The following is a 14658-nucleotide window of genomic DNA, read 5'->3' as shown; positions in this document are numbered from 1 at the left end:
CTTTCAGCGGGTGGTAAACCATGACTATGCTATTCGGCATTCCCCTGAGCGTGCTGTTCGGTCAGATGCTCCTGGGCCTGATCAACGGGGCGTTCTATGCCTTGCTCAGCCTGGGCCTGGCGATCATCTTCGGGCTGCTGCGGATCATCAACTTCGCCCATGGCGCGCAGTACATGCTCGGGGCCTTCGCCGCGGTGCTCGGCCTCAACTACCTGGGCGTCAACTACTGGGCCGCGCTGGTGCTGGCTCCGTTGCTGGTGGGGGCCCTCGGCATGCTGATCGAGCGGGGGCTGCTGCGGCGCATAGCCGGCGAGGATCACCTCTACGGTCTGCTACTGACCTTCGGCCTGGCGCTGATCGTCGAGGGCAGCTTCGTCAAGCTGTTCGGTGTTTCGGGCTTGTCCTACCCGATGCCGGAGCAGCTCAAGGGCGGCTACAACCTCGGCTTTATGTTCCTGCCCACCTACCGCGCCTGGGTGGTGGTAGCCGCCTTGGTGGTGTGCCTGGCCACCTGGTTCATGATCGAGCGCACGCGCCTGGGCTCCTACCTGCGTGCCGGCACCGAAAATCCCAAGCTGATGCAGGCCTTCGGCATCAACGTGCCGCTGCTGATCACCCTGACCTATGGCTACGGCGCGGCTCTGGCGGCTTTCGCCGGGGTGCTGGCCGCGCCGATCTACTCGGTCACCCCGACCATGGGGGCCAACCTGCTGATCGTGGTGTTTGCCGTGGTGGTCATCGGCGGCATGGGCTCGATCATGGGGGCCATCGTCACCGGTCTGGCCATGGGCCTGATCGAGGGGCTGACCAAGGTGTTCTACCCCGAGGCGGCCAACACCGTGGTGTTTCTGGTCATGGTGATCGTACTGCTGGTCCGTCCCGCGGGACTCTTCGGTAAGGAGGCATAAAAGATGACGAGTCTGGAAATCAAAGCCGGGGCCCGGGTCCTGCAAACGCAGGTGGTCCAGCAGCGCGAGCAAGCCGCCGTACGGCGCAAGCGCTGGTTCTACCTGGCCCTGTTCGGTGTAGCGCTGGTCGCGCCGCTGGCGGTGTATCCGGTATTTCTGATGAAGCTGCTGTGCTTCGCCCTGTTCGCCTGTGCTTTCAACCTGTTGCTCGGTTATGCCGGTTTGCTGTCGTTCGGCCATGCCGCATTTTTCGCCACCGGCGGCTATATCACCGGCTTCTTGCTCAGCGAGTACAGCGGCCTGGGCACCGAACTGGGGATTCTCGCCGGAACCCTGGCCTCGACCCTGCTGGGGCTGGGCTTCGGCCTGCTGGCGATCCGGCGTCAGGGCATCTACTTCGCCATGATTACCCTGGCGTTGGCCCAGCTGGTGTTCTTCATCTATATGCAGGCACCGTTCACCGGTGGCGAGGATGGGCTGCACGGTGTGCCCCGTGGTCAGCTGATCGGCCTGTTCGATCTGAACGACAATCTGACCCTGTACTACTTCGTCCTCGCGGTGTTCGTGCTCGGCTTCGCCATCATCCAGCGCACCATCCACTCGCCCTACGGGCAGGTGCTCAAGGCGATTCGCGAGAACGAGCCGCGGGCCATCTCCCTCGGTTACAACGTCGATGCGCACAAGTTGCTGGCCTTCGTCATCTCCGCGGCACTGACCGGCCTGGCTGGCTCGACCAAGACAGTGGTGTTCCAGCTGGCCTCGTTGACCGACGCCCATTGGCATATGTCCGGCGAGGTGATCCTGATGACCCTGCTCGGCGGTGTCGGCACCGTGCTCGGTCCATTCGTTGGTGCCGCCGTGGTGGTCACCCTGCAGAGCTATCTGTCCAACGGTCCGTTGGGCGAGTGGGTGCACGTGATTCTCGGCGTGATCTTCGTCCTCTGTGTGCTGCTGTTCCGGGTTGGCATCGTCGGCTGGGTGCTCAAGCTGGCGCGGCGCAACTTCTAACCCCCCTTAGTCGCTCACGGCGCGGACCTCGGTCCGCGGCGCGGGATGCTGTTTGCCAAATTCGCCCAGCCGAGCCTTCGGCAGGGGTGTCTAGCACCCAGGGGAAACCCTGTGGGAACTGGCCGGTTGTGCCGGCTTTAGCCGGGTATTGCGCCGCTGTGGGCTGTTTGGGGTTGGTGCATTACCCACCTACAAGAAGAGAGAGCTATGTACGTACTTAGACCTACCCAGGTATTGATGCTGTCCGCCTTGGCCGCGGCCATCGGTGTTAGCGCCCCGGCCTCGGCCGCGTTTTTGGATGACAGCAAGGCTGCGCTGGATATGCGCAACTTCTATATGAACCGCGACTTTCGCCAGGACGGCGCGGCGCAGAGCAAGGCCGAAGAATGGGCCCAGGGCTTTATGTTGCGCTTCGAGTCCGGTTACACCGAGGGGCCTGTCGGGGTTGGTTTCGACGCCATCGGCCTGCTTGGCATCAAGCTCGATTCCAGCCCCGATCGGGTCGGCACCGGCATCCTCAAGAGCGACCGCGAGGCCCCCAAGCGTGCTCAGGATGAATACGGCGAGGCGGGCCTGACCGCCAAGCTGCGCATGTCGAACAGCACGCTCAAACTCGGCACTCTGCAGCCGGTACTGCCGGCGCTGATGCGCAACGACAGTCGTCTGTTGCCGCAGACCTTTCGCGGTGCCTGGCTGAACAGCAGCGAGGTGGAAGGCCTGAGCCTGGACCTCGGCCGAGTAGACCGGGTCAACCAGCGCGATTCCTCGGATAACCAGGAACTGAGCGTGTTCAACGGCGGCAAGCGTAATATCGTGCTGGGCAGCAGCAAGACCAGCGACGAATTCCTCTTCGCCGGCGGCCGCTATCAGTGGACCCCCGAATTGGCCACCAGCTACTACTACGGCGGCCTGGACGGTATCTATAAGCAGCATCTGGTCAACCTGGTACACCAGCTGCCGTTGGGCGAAGGGCAGAGCTTCAAAACAGATATCCGCTACGCCCGCTCCAGCGACGACGGTGGTAGCAACGTCGACAACGATGCCTTCGGCGCGCTGTTCAACTATCGCCTCGGTGCGCACGGTTTCACCGCCGCCTACCAGCAGCTCAGCGGCGACACCGGCTTCGCCTACGTCGCCGGTGCCGACAACGCGCTGGTCAACCTGGTGCAGATCAACGACTTCGGCAATCAGGACGAACACTCCTGGCAACTGCGCTATGACTATGACTTCACCGCCCTGGGGGTCCCGGGTCTGAGCCTGATGACCCGCTACCTGTCCGGCGACAACGTCGATCGCGGCGTGGGCCAGAGCGAGGGCAAGACCTGGGAACGCAACACCGACATCGCCTATGTGGTGCAAGCTGGCCCGCTGAAGAACCTCGGCCTGCGTCTGCGCAATGCCACCACCCGTAGCAACTTCGGCAGCGACCTGGACGAGAACCGCTTTATTGTCAGCTACAGCCTGCCGCTCTGGTAAGACCGAATTACTCGCTCGATCCGATTGCTCCCCTGTGTGAATTTACCGGGCCCTTGTGGCCCGGTTTTTTTATCACCGCCTATATAAGGTGTACCGGACGAGTTCAGGCCAAGCATCCTAGTTGCCTGAGGGCCGAGGAGTCTGCGTTGACGTTAACGTAATGAGTTGTTAGCGTTCCAGAACCCATAGTCATGAACATGTCGCGAGGTCACTGCGCGGCAGTGCTCATGGACAATTCCCAAGGATCAAGCATGACCGCCAAGACCTACAGCATTTCCGAGCTGGCGCGCGAGCTGGATGTAACCACCCGCACCATTCGTTTCTATGAAGAGCAGGGCATGCTATTACCGACCCGCCGCGGTCAGGAACGGATCTACACGCCCAAGGACAGGGTCGCGCTCAAGTTGATCCTGCGCGGCAAACGCATCGGCTTCTCGCTGGCCGAATGCAAGACTCTGATCGAGCTGTACGACCCGCAGGGCGACAACCGTAACCAGCTCGATATCATGCTGGGCAAGATCGCCGAGCGGCGTCTGCAGCTGGAACAACAGCAGCTGGACATTCAGCAGATGCAACTGGAGCTGGATACGGCCGAAGAGCGCTGTCGCGCCGCGTTACAGGGCATCGCCGAAACCGACTGAAGCATCGACCTGTGCGGTTTGCTCCTGGGTGGCCCGCAAGGCACCGTGCAGTGCGCTCAGCGCCATGTCGCGCAGCAGCTCCTGGCGTGCCGGCCTGTTCATCTGCGGGGCCTCGATCCAGGCGGGCAACTGGTTGAGCAGGGTCACGATACCGTTCAGCGCGGCGCGGCGGTTGCTGCCGACCGGCTGCCCGGTAAACCGCTCCACGCTTTCCACCAGCTGCTGCGCGTAGCACGCGCGAAGCCTGCGTATCTTCGCCTGCTGCTCGCTGTCCAGGCAGTGGCTGTCGTACTCGGCAAGACGGAAATGCGCGGCCATGCTCGTGTGCAAGCGCAGGTGCGCCTCGAGCAGCCCGTGCAGGCGCTCGGCTGGGGTCGCAGCCTGCCGACAGACTTGGCTGGCAGCATGCAACAACTCCTCGTAGAGCTCTTCGATCAATTCGAACAGCAGCGCTTCCTTGCTCTCTATGTGGTTGTAGATCGATCCGGGCCTGATGCCCAGGTAGTCCGCCAGTTCACGCATGCTGACCCGGCTGAAGCCGCGTTCGGCGAACAGGCGCAGAGCCTGGTTGCGGGTGGACTGATAGCGTGATGGATCGGAGCAGGGCTGGGTGACTGGCATGGCGGTGTTCGGCACGTGGTGGGCGAGCACCGAGCATGGCGGCCCGGGTGATAAAAACCCAGGTCGCCAGCGCTCGGTTTGCCTGAGCGATTTGGCCAGTGGCCGTTTACAGCGGGTAGTGGGCCAGCTCGCGGGCGATCAACAGGCGCTGGATTTCGCTGGAGCCTTCGTAGATCTGGGTGATGCGCGCGTCGCGGTAGTAACGCTCCACCGGGTAGTCCTCCAGATAGCCGTAGCCGCCGTGGATCTGCAGCGCCTTGGAACACACCCGTTCGGCCATCTCCGAGGCGAACAGCTTGGCCTGCGAGGCCTGCGACAGGCAGGGCTGCCCAGCGCTCTTCAGCCGCGCGGCATGCAGGATCAACAGGCGCGCGGCATTCAGCTGGGTGTGCATGTCGGCGAGCATATTGGCGATGCTCTGGTGTTCGCCAATCGGTTTGCCGAACTGGATCCGCTCGCGGGCATACCCCAGGGCCGCCTCGAAGGCGGCGCGGGCGATGCCGAGGGCCTGGGCGGCGATGCCGATGCGCCCGCCTTCCAGGTTGGACAGGGCGATGGCCAGTCCCTTGCCACGCTCGCCGAGCAGGTTCTCGGCGGGGATGCGGCAATCGTTCAAGGTCACCGCGCAGGTATCGGAGGCCCGGATGCCCATCTTGTGTTCGCTGCGGTCGACGGTGAAACCTGGGGTGTCGGTCGGCACCAGGAAGGCCGACAGGCCCTTCTTGCCCAACTGCGGGTCGGTGACGGCGAAGACGATGGCCAGCTTGGCGCGTTTGCCGTTGCTGACGAACTGCTTGGCCCCGTTGAGCACCCAGTGGCCGTCGCGCAGCTCGGCGCGGGTGCGCAGATTGTGGGCTTCTGAGCCGGCCTGCGGCTCGGTCAGACAGAAGCAGCCAATCGCCTGGCCGCTGGCCAGGTCCGCGAGCCAGACATCCTTCTGCGCCTGGCTGCCGAACTTCAGCAGCGGGCCGCAACCGACCGAGTTATGAATGCTCATCAGCGCGCCGACGGCACCGTCGCCGGCGGAGATTTCCTCCACGGCCAGGGCATAGGCGACGTAATCGATATAGCTGCCGCCCCATTCTTCGGGCACCACCATACCGAGCAGGCCCAGCTCGCCCATCTGCGCCACCAGGGCGTCGTCGATCCAGCCGGCCTTCTCCATGGCCTGGGCCTTGGGCGCGATCTCGCGACGGGCGAAGTCACGGGCCATGTCGCGGATCATGCGTTGCTCTTCACTCAGTTCGAGGTCGTGCATCGGGTCTCTCTCTTGTGCTGTGGGGCTCAGGCGCTGACGGTGCGCCGGGCTTGGCCGGCGGCAGGCTTGAAACCGGCGAAGAAGGCCTGCACCCGTGCAGGATCAAGCTCTGCCAGGGTGGCCGGATTCCAGCGTGGGTTCTTGTCCTTGTCGATAAGCAGGGCGCGCACGCCTTCCATCAGGTCACCCTTGGCGAACCACTGGTAGTCCAGGTGCAGTTCCTGGGCGAAGCAGTCGACCAGCGGCAGATCGCGCCCGCGGCGCAGCAGTTCCAGGGTCACGGCCATGGCCAGCGGCGAGCGGCTGTCGAGCACCTTGAGGGTTTCCTCGGCCCAGTCCTGAAACTCGGGGCGGTTTTCTGCCAGCAGCGCCGCGCGTATCGACGCCAGGTCGGGCAGGGCGAAGTAGGCATCGATGGCCGGGCGCAGCGCCTTCAGCTCCGAGCATGGCAGCGTGCTCACGGCCAGGGTGGCGAGCAGGCTGCGCAAGGCGTCCCGCGGGGGAGCGGTCCAGCTTAAGCTGTCGAGGCCGCGATCCAGTTCGGCGATCTGCTCGCTCGGCAGGCACCAGTCGGCCAGGCGCGCATACAGCGCATCGGCGGCGCGTACCTGCAGGCCGCTGACGCCGAGGTAGATGCCCAGCTCGCCCGGCAGACGCGGCAGGAAATAGCTGCCGGCAACATCCGGGTAGAAGCCGATGGCCACTTCCGGCATGCCCATGCGTGTGCGTTCGGTGATCACCCGCAGCGCGGCACCCTGTACCAGACCCATGCCGCCGCCGAGGACGAAGCCGTCCATCAGCGCCATGATCGGCTTGGGGTAGGTGTGGATGTATTCGTCGAGGGCATATTCCTCTTCGAGGAAGATCTCGTGCTGGTTGCTTCCCGACTGGTGGCTGTCGTAGAGCATGCGGATATCGCCGCCGGCGCAGAAGGCTTTCTCGCCGCTGGCGCGCAACACCACGGCGAGGATCTGCGGATCCTGTTCCCAGGCATGCAACTGCTGCAGAAGCAAACGCACCATGGGCAGGGTCAGGGCATTCAGCCCGACCGGACGATTCAGCGTCAGGTGGCCGATGCGGTTGCGCACGGCCGCCAGAACCGGTGCCTCGATTTCGCTCATGCGCAGGCGTCCTTGCGGTACAGGTTGATGATCGCGGAGAAGTCCAGGCCACCATTGCCCTGGGCACTGAAGCTCTGATAGAGCTGCTGGGCGAGGGCGCCGAGGATCACCGGTTGACCGATCTGTTTGGCCGCTTCGCTGGCCAGGCCGAGATCCTTGAGCATCAGGTCGGTACCGAAACCGCCGCTGTAACCACGGGCGGCCGGTGCGCTTTCCAGCACGCCGGGGAAGGGATTGTAGGTGTCCGAGCTCCAGCAGCGTCCGCTCGAGGTATTGATGATGCCGGCCAGCACGCTGGCATCCATACCCAGGGACACGCCGAGGGCCATGGCTTCGGAAACCCCGATCATGGAGATACCGAGCAGCATGTTGTTGGCGACCTTGGCCACCTGGCCGTTGCCGGCGTCGCCGCAGTGCACGATGTTCTTGCCCATGGCCGCGAGAATCGGCTGGGCACGGTCGAAGTCGGCGAGCGAGCCACCGACCATAAAGGTCAGGGTGCCGGCCGTCGCGCCGCCGGTGCCACCGGAAACCGGGGCGTCGAGCATGGGGTTGCCGTGTGCGGCGGCGGCCTTGGCCACTTCGCGGGCGCTGAGCGGGTCGATGGTCGAGCAGTCGATCAGCAGGACGCCGGGCCGGACATGGGCCAGCAGGCCGTTGTCGCCCAGGTACACGGACTTCACATGGGCGGCGGCGGGCAGCATGGTGATGATCAGTTCGGCGTCGCCCTGGGCGATGGCGGCCGGCGAAGCGGCGGCCGTGGCACCAGCCTCGACCAGGCGCGCCAGGGAGGCCGACGACAGGTCGTACACGGTCAGACTGTGGCCGGCCTTGAGCAGGTTAAGGGCCATCGGGCCGCCCATGTTGCCGAGTCCTAGAAAACCTATATGCATGGTGAATACCTCTGTGATTTTGGGGGGCTCAGCGATGTTGAAACTGCGCTTGGCGTTTTTCCACGAAGGCGCTCATGCCTTCCTTCTGGTCGTGACTGGCGAACAGCGAGTGGAACACCCGGCGTTCGAAGCGCACCCCCTCGCTGAGGCCGAGCTCGAAGGCGCGGCCCACGCACTCCTTGACCAGCATGCTGGCCGGCAGGGATTTGGCGGCGATACCCTGGGCCGCCTGCAGGGTCTGCTCCAGCAGCTCGGCGGCGGGGAACACGCGGGCCACCAGGCCGGCGCGCTCGGCTTCTGCCGCGTCCAACTGGCGGCCGGTGAGGCACAGCTCCATGGCCTTGGCCTTGCCCAGGGCATGGGTCAGGCGCTGGGTGCCGCCGATGCCGGGGGTCACCCCCAGGGCCAGTTCCGGCAGGCCGAAGCGGGCGTTGTCGGCGGCGTAGATAAAGTCGCACATCAGCGCCAGCTCGCAGCCGCCGCCCAGGGCGTAGCCGGCCACCGCGGCGATCAGCGGCTTGCGCCGAGTGCCGATGCGGTCGGCGGCGGCGAAGAAATCGTCCAGGTAGATCTGCGGGTAGCCCAGCTCGAGCATTTCCTTGATGTCGGCACCGGCGGCGAAGGCCTTGGCCGAACCGGTGATGACAATGCAGCCGATGCCCGCATCGGCCTCCAGGCGGTCGAGCGCCTGGTTCAGCTCAGCGATCAACTGGCTGTTCAGCGCATTGAGCGCCTGCGGGCGGTTGAGGGTGATCAGGCCGACGCGCTCGCGCACCTCGATCAGCAGGGTTTCAAATTGCATGTCGCGCTCTCCTGAAGCGGGCCGGGAGCACAGGCCCCGGCCCTGGCGGTTTATTTCAGGGTGATGGTGGTGTTGACCGGGCCACCGACTTCGTCTTCGTCGAACCAGCGCTGGGTGACGGTCTTGGTCTGGGTGTAGAACTGCACCACCTGCTTGCCGTAAGGGCCCAGGTCGCCGAGCTTGGAGGCGCGCGAACCGGTGAAGGAGAACAGCGGTACCGGCACCGGGATCGGTACGTTGATGCCCACCTGGCCGACGTCGATGTCTTCCTGGAAGCGGCGGGCGGCGGCACCGGAGCGGGTGAACAGGGCGGTGCCGTTGCCGTTGGGGTTGGCGTTGATCAGGGCGATGGCCTCGTCCAGGGTCTTGGCCTGCATCACGCACAGCACCGGGCCGAAGATCTCTTCGCGGTAGATGCTCATGGCGGGGGTAACGCCGGCGAAGATGGTCGGGCCGACGAAGTTACCGTCCTGGTAGCCCGGCACCTGCGGGTTGCGCCCATCCAGCAGCAGTTCGGCACCTTCTTCGACGCCGCGGGCGATCAGGCCGCTGACGCGGTCCAGGGCGGCGCAGGAAACCACCGGGCCGATATCGGTACCCGGCTCAGCACCGGCATTGATCTTCAGGGTCTTGGTCTTCTCGATCAGCTCGGGCAACCACTGTTGCGCCTCGCCGACCAGGATCACCACCGAGAGCGCCATGCAGCGCTGACCGGCGGCACCGAAGGCCGCTCCGAGCAGGTTGTTGAGGGTCTGCTGGCGGTTGGCGTCGGGCAGCACGATGGCGTGGTTCTTCGCCCCCATCATGCACTGCGCACGTTTGCCGTTGGCGGTGGCGCGGTTGTAGACATGGGTGCCGACCTTGGTCGAGCCGACGAAGGACACGGCCTTGATGTCCGGGTGATCGCAGAGCAGGTTGACCGCCTCGGCACCGCCGTGGATGACGTTGAGCACACCCTTGGGCACGCCGGCCTGCATGGCCAGCTCGGCCAGGCGCATGGTCACCAGCGGGTCCTGCTCGGACGGCTTGAGGACGAAGGTGTTGCCGGTGGCGATGGCCATCGGGAACATCCACAGCGGAATCATCGCCGGGAAGTTGAACGGGGTGATACCGGCGCACACGCCCAGCGGCTGATGCAGGGTGAAGGTGTCGACGCCACCGGCGACGTTATTGGCCAGCTCGCCCATCTGCAGGTTGCCGATATTGGCGGCGTGCTCGACCACCTCCAGGCCGCGGAAGATGTCGCCCTCGGCGTCCGGCAGGGTCTTGCCCTGTTCGGCGGTGAGCAGCGCGGCCAGCTCTTTCATGTTCTCGCGGATCAGCTGCTGGTACTTGAGGAAGATCCGCGCGCGGGCCCCGATCGGGGTCTTGCGCCAGGTCTTGAAGGCCTCGGCGGCGCTGGCCACCGCGGCGTTCATTTCCTCGGCGGTGGCGAAGGGCACGCGGGCCAGCACTTGCTGGGTGGCCGGGTTGACCACGTCGCGCCATTGAGTGGTTTTGGATTCGACGAGTTCGCCATCGATCAGCAGTTTCACGTTGGCAATGGAGGAATGAGCGGTCATCTGGGGTTCCTGCCTGGTTTTAGTGAGTTGAACGGGGCCCCGCGGCAGCATGGCCGCGTGGGATTTGTCGGGGGAGGGCGCGGCGTCTGCCGCGCCTGCGGGTCAGCCCTTGAGCTGGGGGAAGTCTTCCTCGAAGAACTCCAGTGCGGCGCGGCCGTCGCCCTGACGGCGCTGCACTTCGAGCTGGCGCAGCTCGACGCGGCGGATCTTGCCGGAGATGGTCTTGGGCAGCTCCAGGACGAACTCGATGCGCCGTACCCGCTTGTAAGGGGCCAGGTGCTCGCGGGCGAAGGCGAAGATCTGCTCGGCGAGGACGGCGTCGCCGGTCTGTTCCTGAGTGAGGATGACGAAGGCCTTGGGCACCGCCAGGCGCACGGGGTCAGGGCTGGGTACCACGGCCACTTCCATCACCGCCGTGTGCTCGATCAGCGCGCTCTCCAGCTCGAAGGGGCTGATGCGGTAGTCGGAGGCCTTGAACACGTCGTCGGCGCGGCCAACGAAGGTGATATAGCCGTCGGCGTCGATGGCCGCGGTGTCGCCGGTACGGTAGTAACCGCCACGCATCACCTCGGCGGTCTTCTCCGGGCTGTCCTCATAGCCGAGCATCAGCCCCAGTGGCTGCGGATCCAGGGGCAGGGCCACCTCGCCCTCGCTGGCCGGCAGGCCGTCGGGGTCGAGCATGCACACCTGATAGCCGGGCAGCGGGCGGCCCATGGAACCGGGCTTGAGCGGCTGGCCGGGAGTGTTGCCGACCAGGGCGGTGGTTTCCGACTGACCGAAGCCGTCGCGCAGCGGCAGGCCCCAGGCGTCCTGGATCTGCTCGATGATCTCCGGATTGAGCGGCTCGCCGGCACCCACCAGTTCGCGCAGGCGCAGGCGCTCGCGATAGCCAGCCAGGTCTTCCTGAATCAGCATGCGCCACACCGTGGGCGGCGCGCACAGGCTGGTGATCCCGTATTGCTCCAGCACCCCGAGCAAGGCCTTGGCACTGAAGCGCGCGGTGTTATGGATAAACACGCAGGCACCGGCATTCCATGGAGCGAAGAAGCAGCTCCAGGCATGCTTGGCCCAGCCCGGCGAGGAGATGTTCAGGTGCATGTCGCCCGGCTGCAGGCCGATCCAATACAGGGTGGACAGGTGACCGACCGGGTAGCTCTGGTGGCTGTGCAGGACCATCTTCGGTTTGCTGGTGGTGCCGGAGGTGAAGTACAGCAGCAGCGGATCGCTGGCGCGGGTCGGGCCATCGGCCTGGAATATGGCGGGGTAGTCGACGGCGCGGTCATGGCCGATCCAGCCCGCGACCGGCGCACCGACGCAGATACGCGTGCAGTCCTCGGCCAGGCCGGCGAATTTGCCGGCATGCTCGCTGCCCACCACCAGGTGGCGTACGCCGCCGCGCTCGAGGCGATCGCGCAGGTCGTCGGCGGTGAGCAGGGCGGTGGCCGGGATCACCACGGCACCCAGCTTGAAAGCCGCGAGCATGGTTTCCCACAGGGCGATGTGGTTGCCCAGCATCAGCAGGATGCGCTCGCCGCGGCGCACGCCACGTTCGCGCAGGTGGTTGGCCACCCGGTTGGAGCGCTCGGCCAGCTCGGCGAAGCTGTAACGCTGCTCGCTGCCGTCTTCTTCGACTATCCACAGCGCCGGGGCCTGGTTGCCCGCGGCCATGGTGTCGAAATAATCCAGTGCCCAGTTGAACTCCTCGAACTGCGGCCAGCGGAAGTCGCGCACCGCGGTGGCGTAGTCGTTGCGGTGGGCCAGCAGGAAGTCGCGGGCGGCGAGGAAGGTAAGGCAGTTGCTGTTCATGGTTCCGGCCCTGTCTTGTTGTTGTGGGGGTACGGCGCAATCAAGCTGTGGTTCGAGTATAGATAGGCGTTTGCGCAACAAGAAGGTGCAAAAAATCCGGATCGATATGCAAAAAACTCCTTATTGCGCGCAGGCTTCCGGCGGCGCGAGGTGCGCAGCAACGCGCTCGCTAGCGTCAGCACGAAGCCCGCTCCGGGAGGCTGGTCAGGGCACGAGTCATGGCGTATATCTGTGCAACATTGCTCAGGCATAACTACAAAAGCACGGTGTGATATGCAAAAAGGCACGATGGGCGACAAACTCAACTGGGACGACCTGCGCTTTTTTCTCGAGGTGGCGCGTACCCGCACGGCCAGCGCCGCCGCGCGTCGCCTGGGGGTGGACTACACCACGGTGTCGCGGCGCATCCGTGCCCTGGAGCAAAGTCTGGGGGCGCTGTTGTTCGAGAAATCGCGCGCCGCCGGCTTCGCCCTCACCGTCGAAGGCCAGCGCCTGCTGGGTTATGCCGAAACGCTGGAAAGCACCCTGCAGGCCGCCTGCGAGCAGGTCTCCGGCACCAGCCTGGGACTCTCCGGGCATCTGCGTATCGCCAGTACCGAAGCCTTCGGCTGCTGCTTCGTCAGTGCGCAGATGAGCGGCTTCCTCGAACGCTACCCGCATATTTCCCTCGACATCCTGCCGGTGCCGCACTTCGTTAGCCTGTCGCGACGCGAGGCGGATATCGCCATCACCCTGGAGCGCCCGGAGCGCGGCCCCTATGTCTGCTTCAAACTGTGCGATTACCGCCTGCGCCTGTACGCCACCCCCGAGTACCTGGCCAGTCATGCGCCGATCCATACACGCGACGATCTGGCCGGCCACCCCTTCGTTACCTACGTCGATGACCTGGCGTTCAGCTCCAAACTGCTCTACCTCAACGACCTGCTGCCGGGGGCTATCAGCCACCTGCGCAGCACCAGCGTGATCGCCCAGTATCACGCCGCGCTGCAGGGCCGGGCGATGGCCATCCTGCCGAGTTTTCTGGCCGGTCCGGACCCGCGCCTGTGCGAGGTGTTGCCGGGCGAGGTGGACGTGATTCGCCAGTTCTGGATGTCCTACAGCGAGGATTTGCGCAGGCTCAAGCGGGTCACCCTGGCGGCCGAGTACCTGCGCGCCTGCGCCGACCTTAACCAGCCATTGTTGATGGGCGAGTCCCGTGAGATGAGCTATCTGCCATGCGCATGATCGAGCCGAGCTTGGCGTTGCAAGCCGGACCGGCAAACGCTCGGCAGGCCATGCCATGACCAGTGGCAGCAACGAAAAAGGCACCATTTCCGTGCAGCTGGTGGGCGAAGCGCTGTTCGAGCGCCGCCGCCAGGGCCTGGCCGATGCACCGTTGCTGGAGCAGGCCGGCATCGCCCCGGCACAGCTGCAGCGGCCCTACGCGCGGGTGTCGGCGCAGGCCTATGCACGGTTGTGGCGGGCTATCGCCGCAGCGGCCGACGACGAGTTCTTCGGCATGGACGGGCGACGCATGAAGTCCGGCAGCTTCGCCTATATGGCCCATGCCGCGCTGCAGGAGGCGGACGTGGGCCGCGCGCTGGAGAGCATGCTGAGCTTTCTCGGCCTGATCTTCGACGGCCTGCAGCCGCGCCTGGAGCGCCAGGGCAGCCTGGCGCAGATCGTGCTCGACGAGAAGGGCGGGCCAGCGTGCCGGGCCTTCGCCTGCTTCACCCTGTGGCTGATGTTGCACGGCCTGGCCTGCTGGCTGGCCGGGCGGCGCATCGCCATCCTCGGCGTCGAGTTGCGCTGCGCCGCCCCGGATTATTGCGGCGACTACCGGGTGATGTTCAGTGACAACCTGCGCTTCGAGCGTCCGCAGAACCGCCTGCTATTCAACGCCGACTGCCTGGCCCTGCCGGTGCGGCGCAGCGAGCGCGAGCTCAAGCGCTTTCTGGCCGGCGCGCCGGGCAATATCCTGGTGCGCTACCGCGACCCGCAGAGTCTGGGCGCGCGGATCAAGGTCTATCTGCGCAGCCTCAAACCGGAACGCTGGCCCGATCTCGACGCCCTGTCCGGGCATTTCTATATGGCCCCCTCGACCCTGCGGCGCAAGCTGGCCGGGGAGGGGCAGTCCTATCAGGGGCTCAAGGACCAGGTGCGCAGCGACCTGGCCATCGCCCGGCTGGACAGCGGTGCGAGCAACTTCAGCGAACTGGCCTTCGACCTCGGTTTCGCAGATACCAGCGCCTTCTACAAGGCGTTCAAGAAGTGGACCGGCACCACGCCGGGGCAATACCGCGCCCTGCATAGCCCGGACTGAAAACCTGCTTACGATCTGCTGCGCGTCGGCCCTACTGCGTTAGAAACAGGCTCGGAAAGCCGCTTGCGGCTAACGCACTTTAGTGCGGCCCCTGAGGGGCGAGCAAAGCGAGTACTGCTCATTTACAGCTCCGTAAAGTCGTACGCGACTCCGACCGTTCCTCGCCTGTTTTGACCAGCCGGAGGCTGTTACTCACGTAGCGCCTTGTAGCGCTCTAGCTCGCGAGATCGTTAACAGGTTCTGAGCGGCGCTGTCCAAAA

The 14658-nt window shown here is 65.1% G+C and carries 13 protein-coding genes; 6 read left to right on the top strand and 7 right to left on the bottom strand.

The genetic code is table 11. The features are described 5' to 3' along the window. Nucleotides 1–20: 20 nt before the first annotated feature. From AACY13_RS18625 to AACY13_RS18610, 4 genes are all read left to right on the top strand, one after another. Entirely contained in the window at nucleotides 21–908 is an 888-nt protein-coding gene (locus AACY13_RS18625; RefSeq protein ID WP_339463072.1) for a branched-chain amino acid ABC transporter permease, read from the top strand. 3 nt (nucleotides 909–911) lie between these two features. Beyond that, nucleotides 912–1916 carry a branched-chain amino acid ABC transporter permease gene (locus tag AACY13_RS18620; protein WP_339463071.1) on the top strand — a complete coding sequence of 335 codons (1005 nt, stop codon included), beginning with the start codon at nucleotides 912–914 and terminating at the stop codon, nucleotides 1914–1916. A 237-nt stretch (nucleotides 1917–2153) separates the two neighbouring features. Then, nucleotides 2154–3392 carry an OprD family porin gene (locus tag AACY13_RS18615; protein ID WP_339463189.1) on the top strand — a complete coding sequence of 413 codons (1239 nt, stop codon included), beginning with the start codon at nucleotides 2154–2156 and terminating at the stop codon, nucleotides 3390–3392. 251 nt (nucleotides 3393–3643) lie between these two features. Beyond that, nucleotides 3644–4033, top strand: a complete 390-nt coding sequence (locus AACY13_RS18610) for a MerR family transcriptional regulator (RefSeq protein ID WP_339463070.1) — start codon at nucleotides 3644–3646, stop codon at nucleotides 4031–4033. On the opposite strand, the gene AACY13_RS18605 is transcribed toward AACY13_RS18610, so the two are convergent. The 7 genes from AACY13_RS18605 to AACY13_RS18575 form a co-directional block, all read right to left on the bottom strand. After that, the gene (locus AACY13_RS18605; protein ID WP_339463069.1) at nucleotides 4007–4654 is read right to left on the bottom strand and encodes a TetR/AcrR family transcriptional regulator; all 648 of its coding nucleotides are present in this window, start codon (nucleotides 4652–4654) and stop codon (nucleotides 4007–4009) included. The two genes, AACY13_RS18610 and AACY13_RS18605, sit on opposite strands and share 27 nt — an antisense overlap. A 106-nt stretch (nucleotides 4655–4760) precedes the next feature. After that, nucleotides 4761–5912, bottom strand: a complete 1152-nt coding sequence (locus tag AACY13_RS18600; RefSeq protein WP_339463068.1) for an acyl-CoA dehydrogenase — start codon at nucleotides 5910–5912, stop codon at nucleotides 4761–4763. A 26-nt stretch (nucleotides 5913–5938) separates the two neighbouring features. Continuing rightward, nucleotides 5939–7033, bottom strand: a complete 1095-nt coding sequence (locus tag AACY13_RS18595; protein ID WP_339463067.1) for an enoyl-CoA hydratase/isomerase family protein — start codon at nucleotides 7031–7033, stop codon at nucleotides 5939–5941. Next, nucleotides 7030–7926 (bottom strand): 3-hydroxyisobutyrate dehydrogenase, encoded by an 897-nt coding sequence (gene mmsB / locus AACY13_RS18590; protein ID WP_339463066.1) that lies wholly within the window; start codon nucleotides 7924–7926, stop codon nucleotides 7030–7032. Before mmsB ends, AACY13_RS18595 begins: the two co-directional genes overlap by 4 nt. Nucleotides 7927–7954: 28 nt before the next feature. Beyond that, nucleotides 7955–8728 (bottom strand): enoyl-CoA hydratase, encoded by a 774-nt coding sequence (locus tag AACY13_RS18585; protein WP_339463065.1) that lies wholly within the window; start codon nucleotides 8726–8728, stop codon nucleotides 7955–7957. A 50-nt stretch (nucleotides 8729–8778) separates the two neighbouring features. Next, nucleotides 8779–10290 (bottom strand): CoA-acylating methylmalonate-semialdehyde dehydrogenase, encoded by a 1512-nt coding sequence (locus AACY13_RS18580; RefSeq protein ID WP_339463064.1) that lies wholly within the window; start codon nucleotides 10288–10290, stop codon nucleotides 8779–8781. Between the two features lie 102 nt (nucleotides 10291–10392). After that, a complete protein-coding gene (locus AACY13_RS18575; RefSeq protein WP_339463063.1) occupies nucleotides 10393–12096 on the bottom strand; it encodes an AMP-binding protein in 1704 nt (567 codons plus the stop codon). Nucleotides 12097–12369: 273 nt separating this feature from the next. On the opposite strand from AACY13_RS18575, the gene AACY13_RS18570 reads away from it, so the two are divergent. Together AACY13_RS18570 and AACY13_RS18565 are read left to right on the top strand one after the other, a co-directional pair. Beyond that, a complete protein-coding gene (locus AACY13_RS18570; protein ID WP_339463062.1) occupies nucleotides 12370–13320 on the top strand; it encodes a LysR family transcriptional regulator in 951 nt (316 codons plus the stop codon). Nucleotides 13321–13375: 55 nt separating this feature from the next. After that, nucleotides 13376–14398, top strand: a complete 1023-nt coding sequence (locus tag AACY13_RS18565; protein WP_339463061.1) for an AraC family transcriptional regulator — start codon at nucleotides 13376–13378, stop codon at nucleotides 14396–14398. The last annotated feature ends 260 nt before the right edge of the window (nucleotides 14399–14658 follow it).

It is taken from the genome of Pseudomonas sp. EA_105y_Pfl2_R69, from assembly GCF_963970915.1.
GTDB lineage: Bacteria > Pseudomonadota > Gammaproteobacteria > Pseudomonadales > Pseudomonadaceae > Aquipseudomonas.
This window is presented reverse-complemented; position numbering and strand designations above follow the sequence as displayed.

Excerpts from the sequence above, each read along its gene's own strand:
- AACY13_RS18585 (WP_339463065.1), bottom strand. The coding sequence starts at position 8,728 with ATGCAATTTGAAACCCTGCTGATCGAGGTGCGCGAGCGCGTCGGCCTG.
- AACY13_RS18575 (WP_339463063.1), bottom strand. The coding sequence starts at position 12,096 with ATGAACAGCAACTGCCTTACCTTCCTCGCCGCCCGCGACTTCCTGCTG.
- mmsB (WP_339463066.1), bottom strand. The coding sequence starts at position 7,926 with ATGCATATAGGTTTTCTAGGACTCGGCAACATGGGCGGCCCGATGGCC.
- AACY13_RS18600 (WP_339463068.1), bottom strand. The coding sequence starts at position 5,912 with ATGCACGACCTCGAACTGAGTGAAGAGCAACGCATGATCCGCGACATG.
- AACY13_RS18595 (WP_339463067.1), bottom strand. The coding sequence starts at position 7,033 with ATGAGCGAAATCGAGGCACCGGTTCTGGCGGCCGTGCGCAACCGCATC.
- AACY13_RS18610 (WP_339463070.1), top strand. The coding sequence starts at position 3,644 with ATGACCGCCAAGACCTACAGCATTTCCGAGCTGGCGCGCGAGCTGGAT.
- AACY13_RS18615 (WP_339463189.1), top strand. The coding sequence starts at position 2,154 with ATGCTGTCCGCCTTGGCCGCGGCCATCGGTGTTAGCGCCCCGGCCTCG.
- AACY13_RS18605 (WP_339463069.1), bottom strand. The coding sequence starts at position 4,654 with ATGCCAGTCACCCAGCCCTGCTCCGATCCATCACGCTATCAGTCCACC.
- AACY13_RS18620 (WP_339463071.1), top strand. The coding sequence starts at position 912 with ATGACGAGTCTGGAAATCAAAGCCGGGGCCCGGGTCCTGCAAACGCAG.
- AACY13_RS18570 (WP_339463062.1), top strand. The coding sequence starts at position 12,370 with ATGCAAAAAGGCACGATGGGCGACAAACTCAACTGGGACGACCTGCGC.
- AACY13_RS18565 (WP_339463061.1), top strand. The coding sequence starts at position 13,376 with ATGACCAGTGGCAGCAACGAAAAAGGCACCATTTCCGTGCAGCTGGTG.
- AACY13_RS18625 (WP_339463072.1), top strand. The coding sequence starts at position 21 with ATGACTATGCTATTCGGCATTCCCCTGAGCGTGCTGTTCGGTCAGATG.
- AACY13_RS18580 (WP_339463064.1), bottom strand. The coding sequence starts at position 10,290 with ATGACCGCTCATTCCTCCATTGCCAACGTGAAACTGCTGATCGATGGC.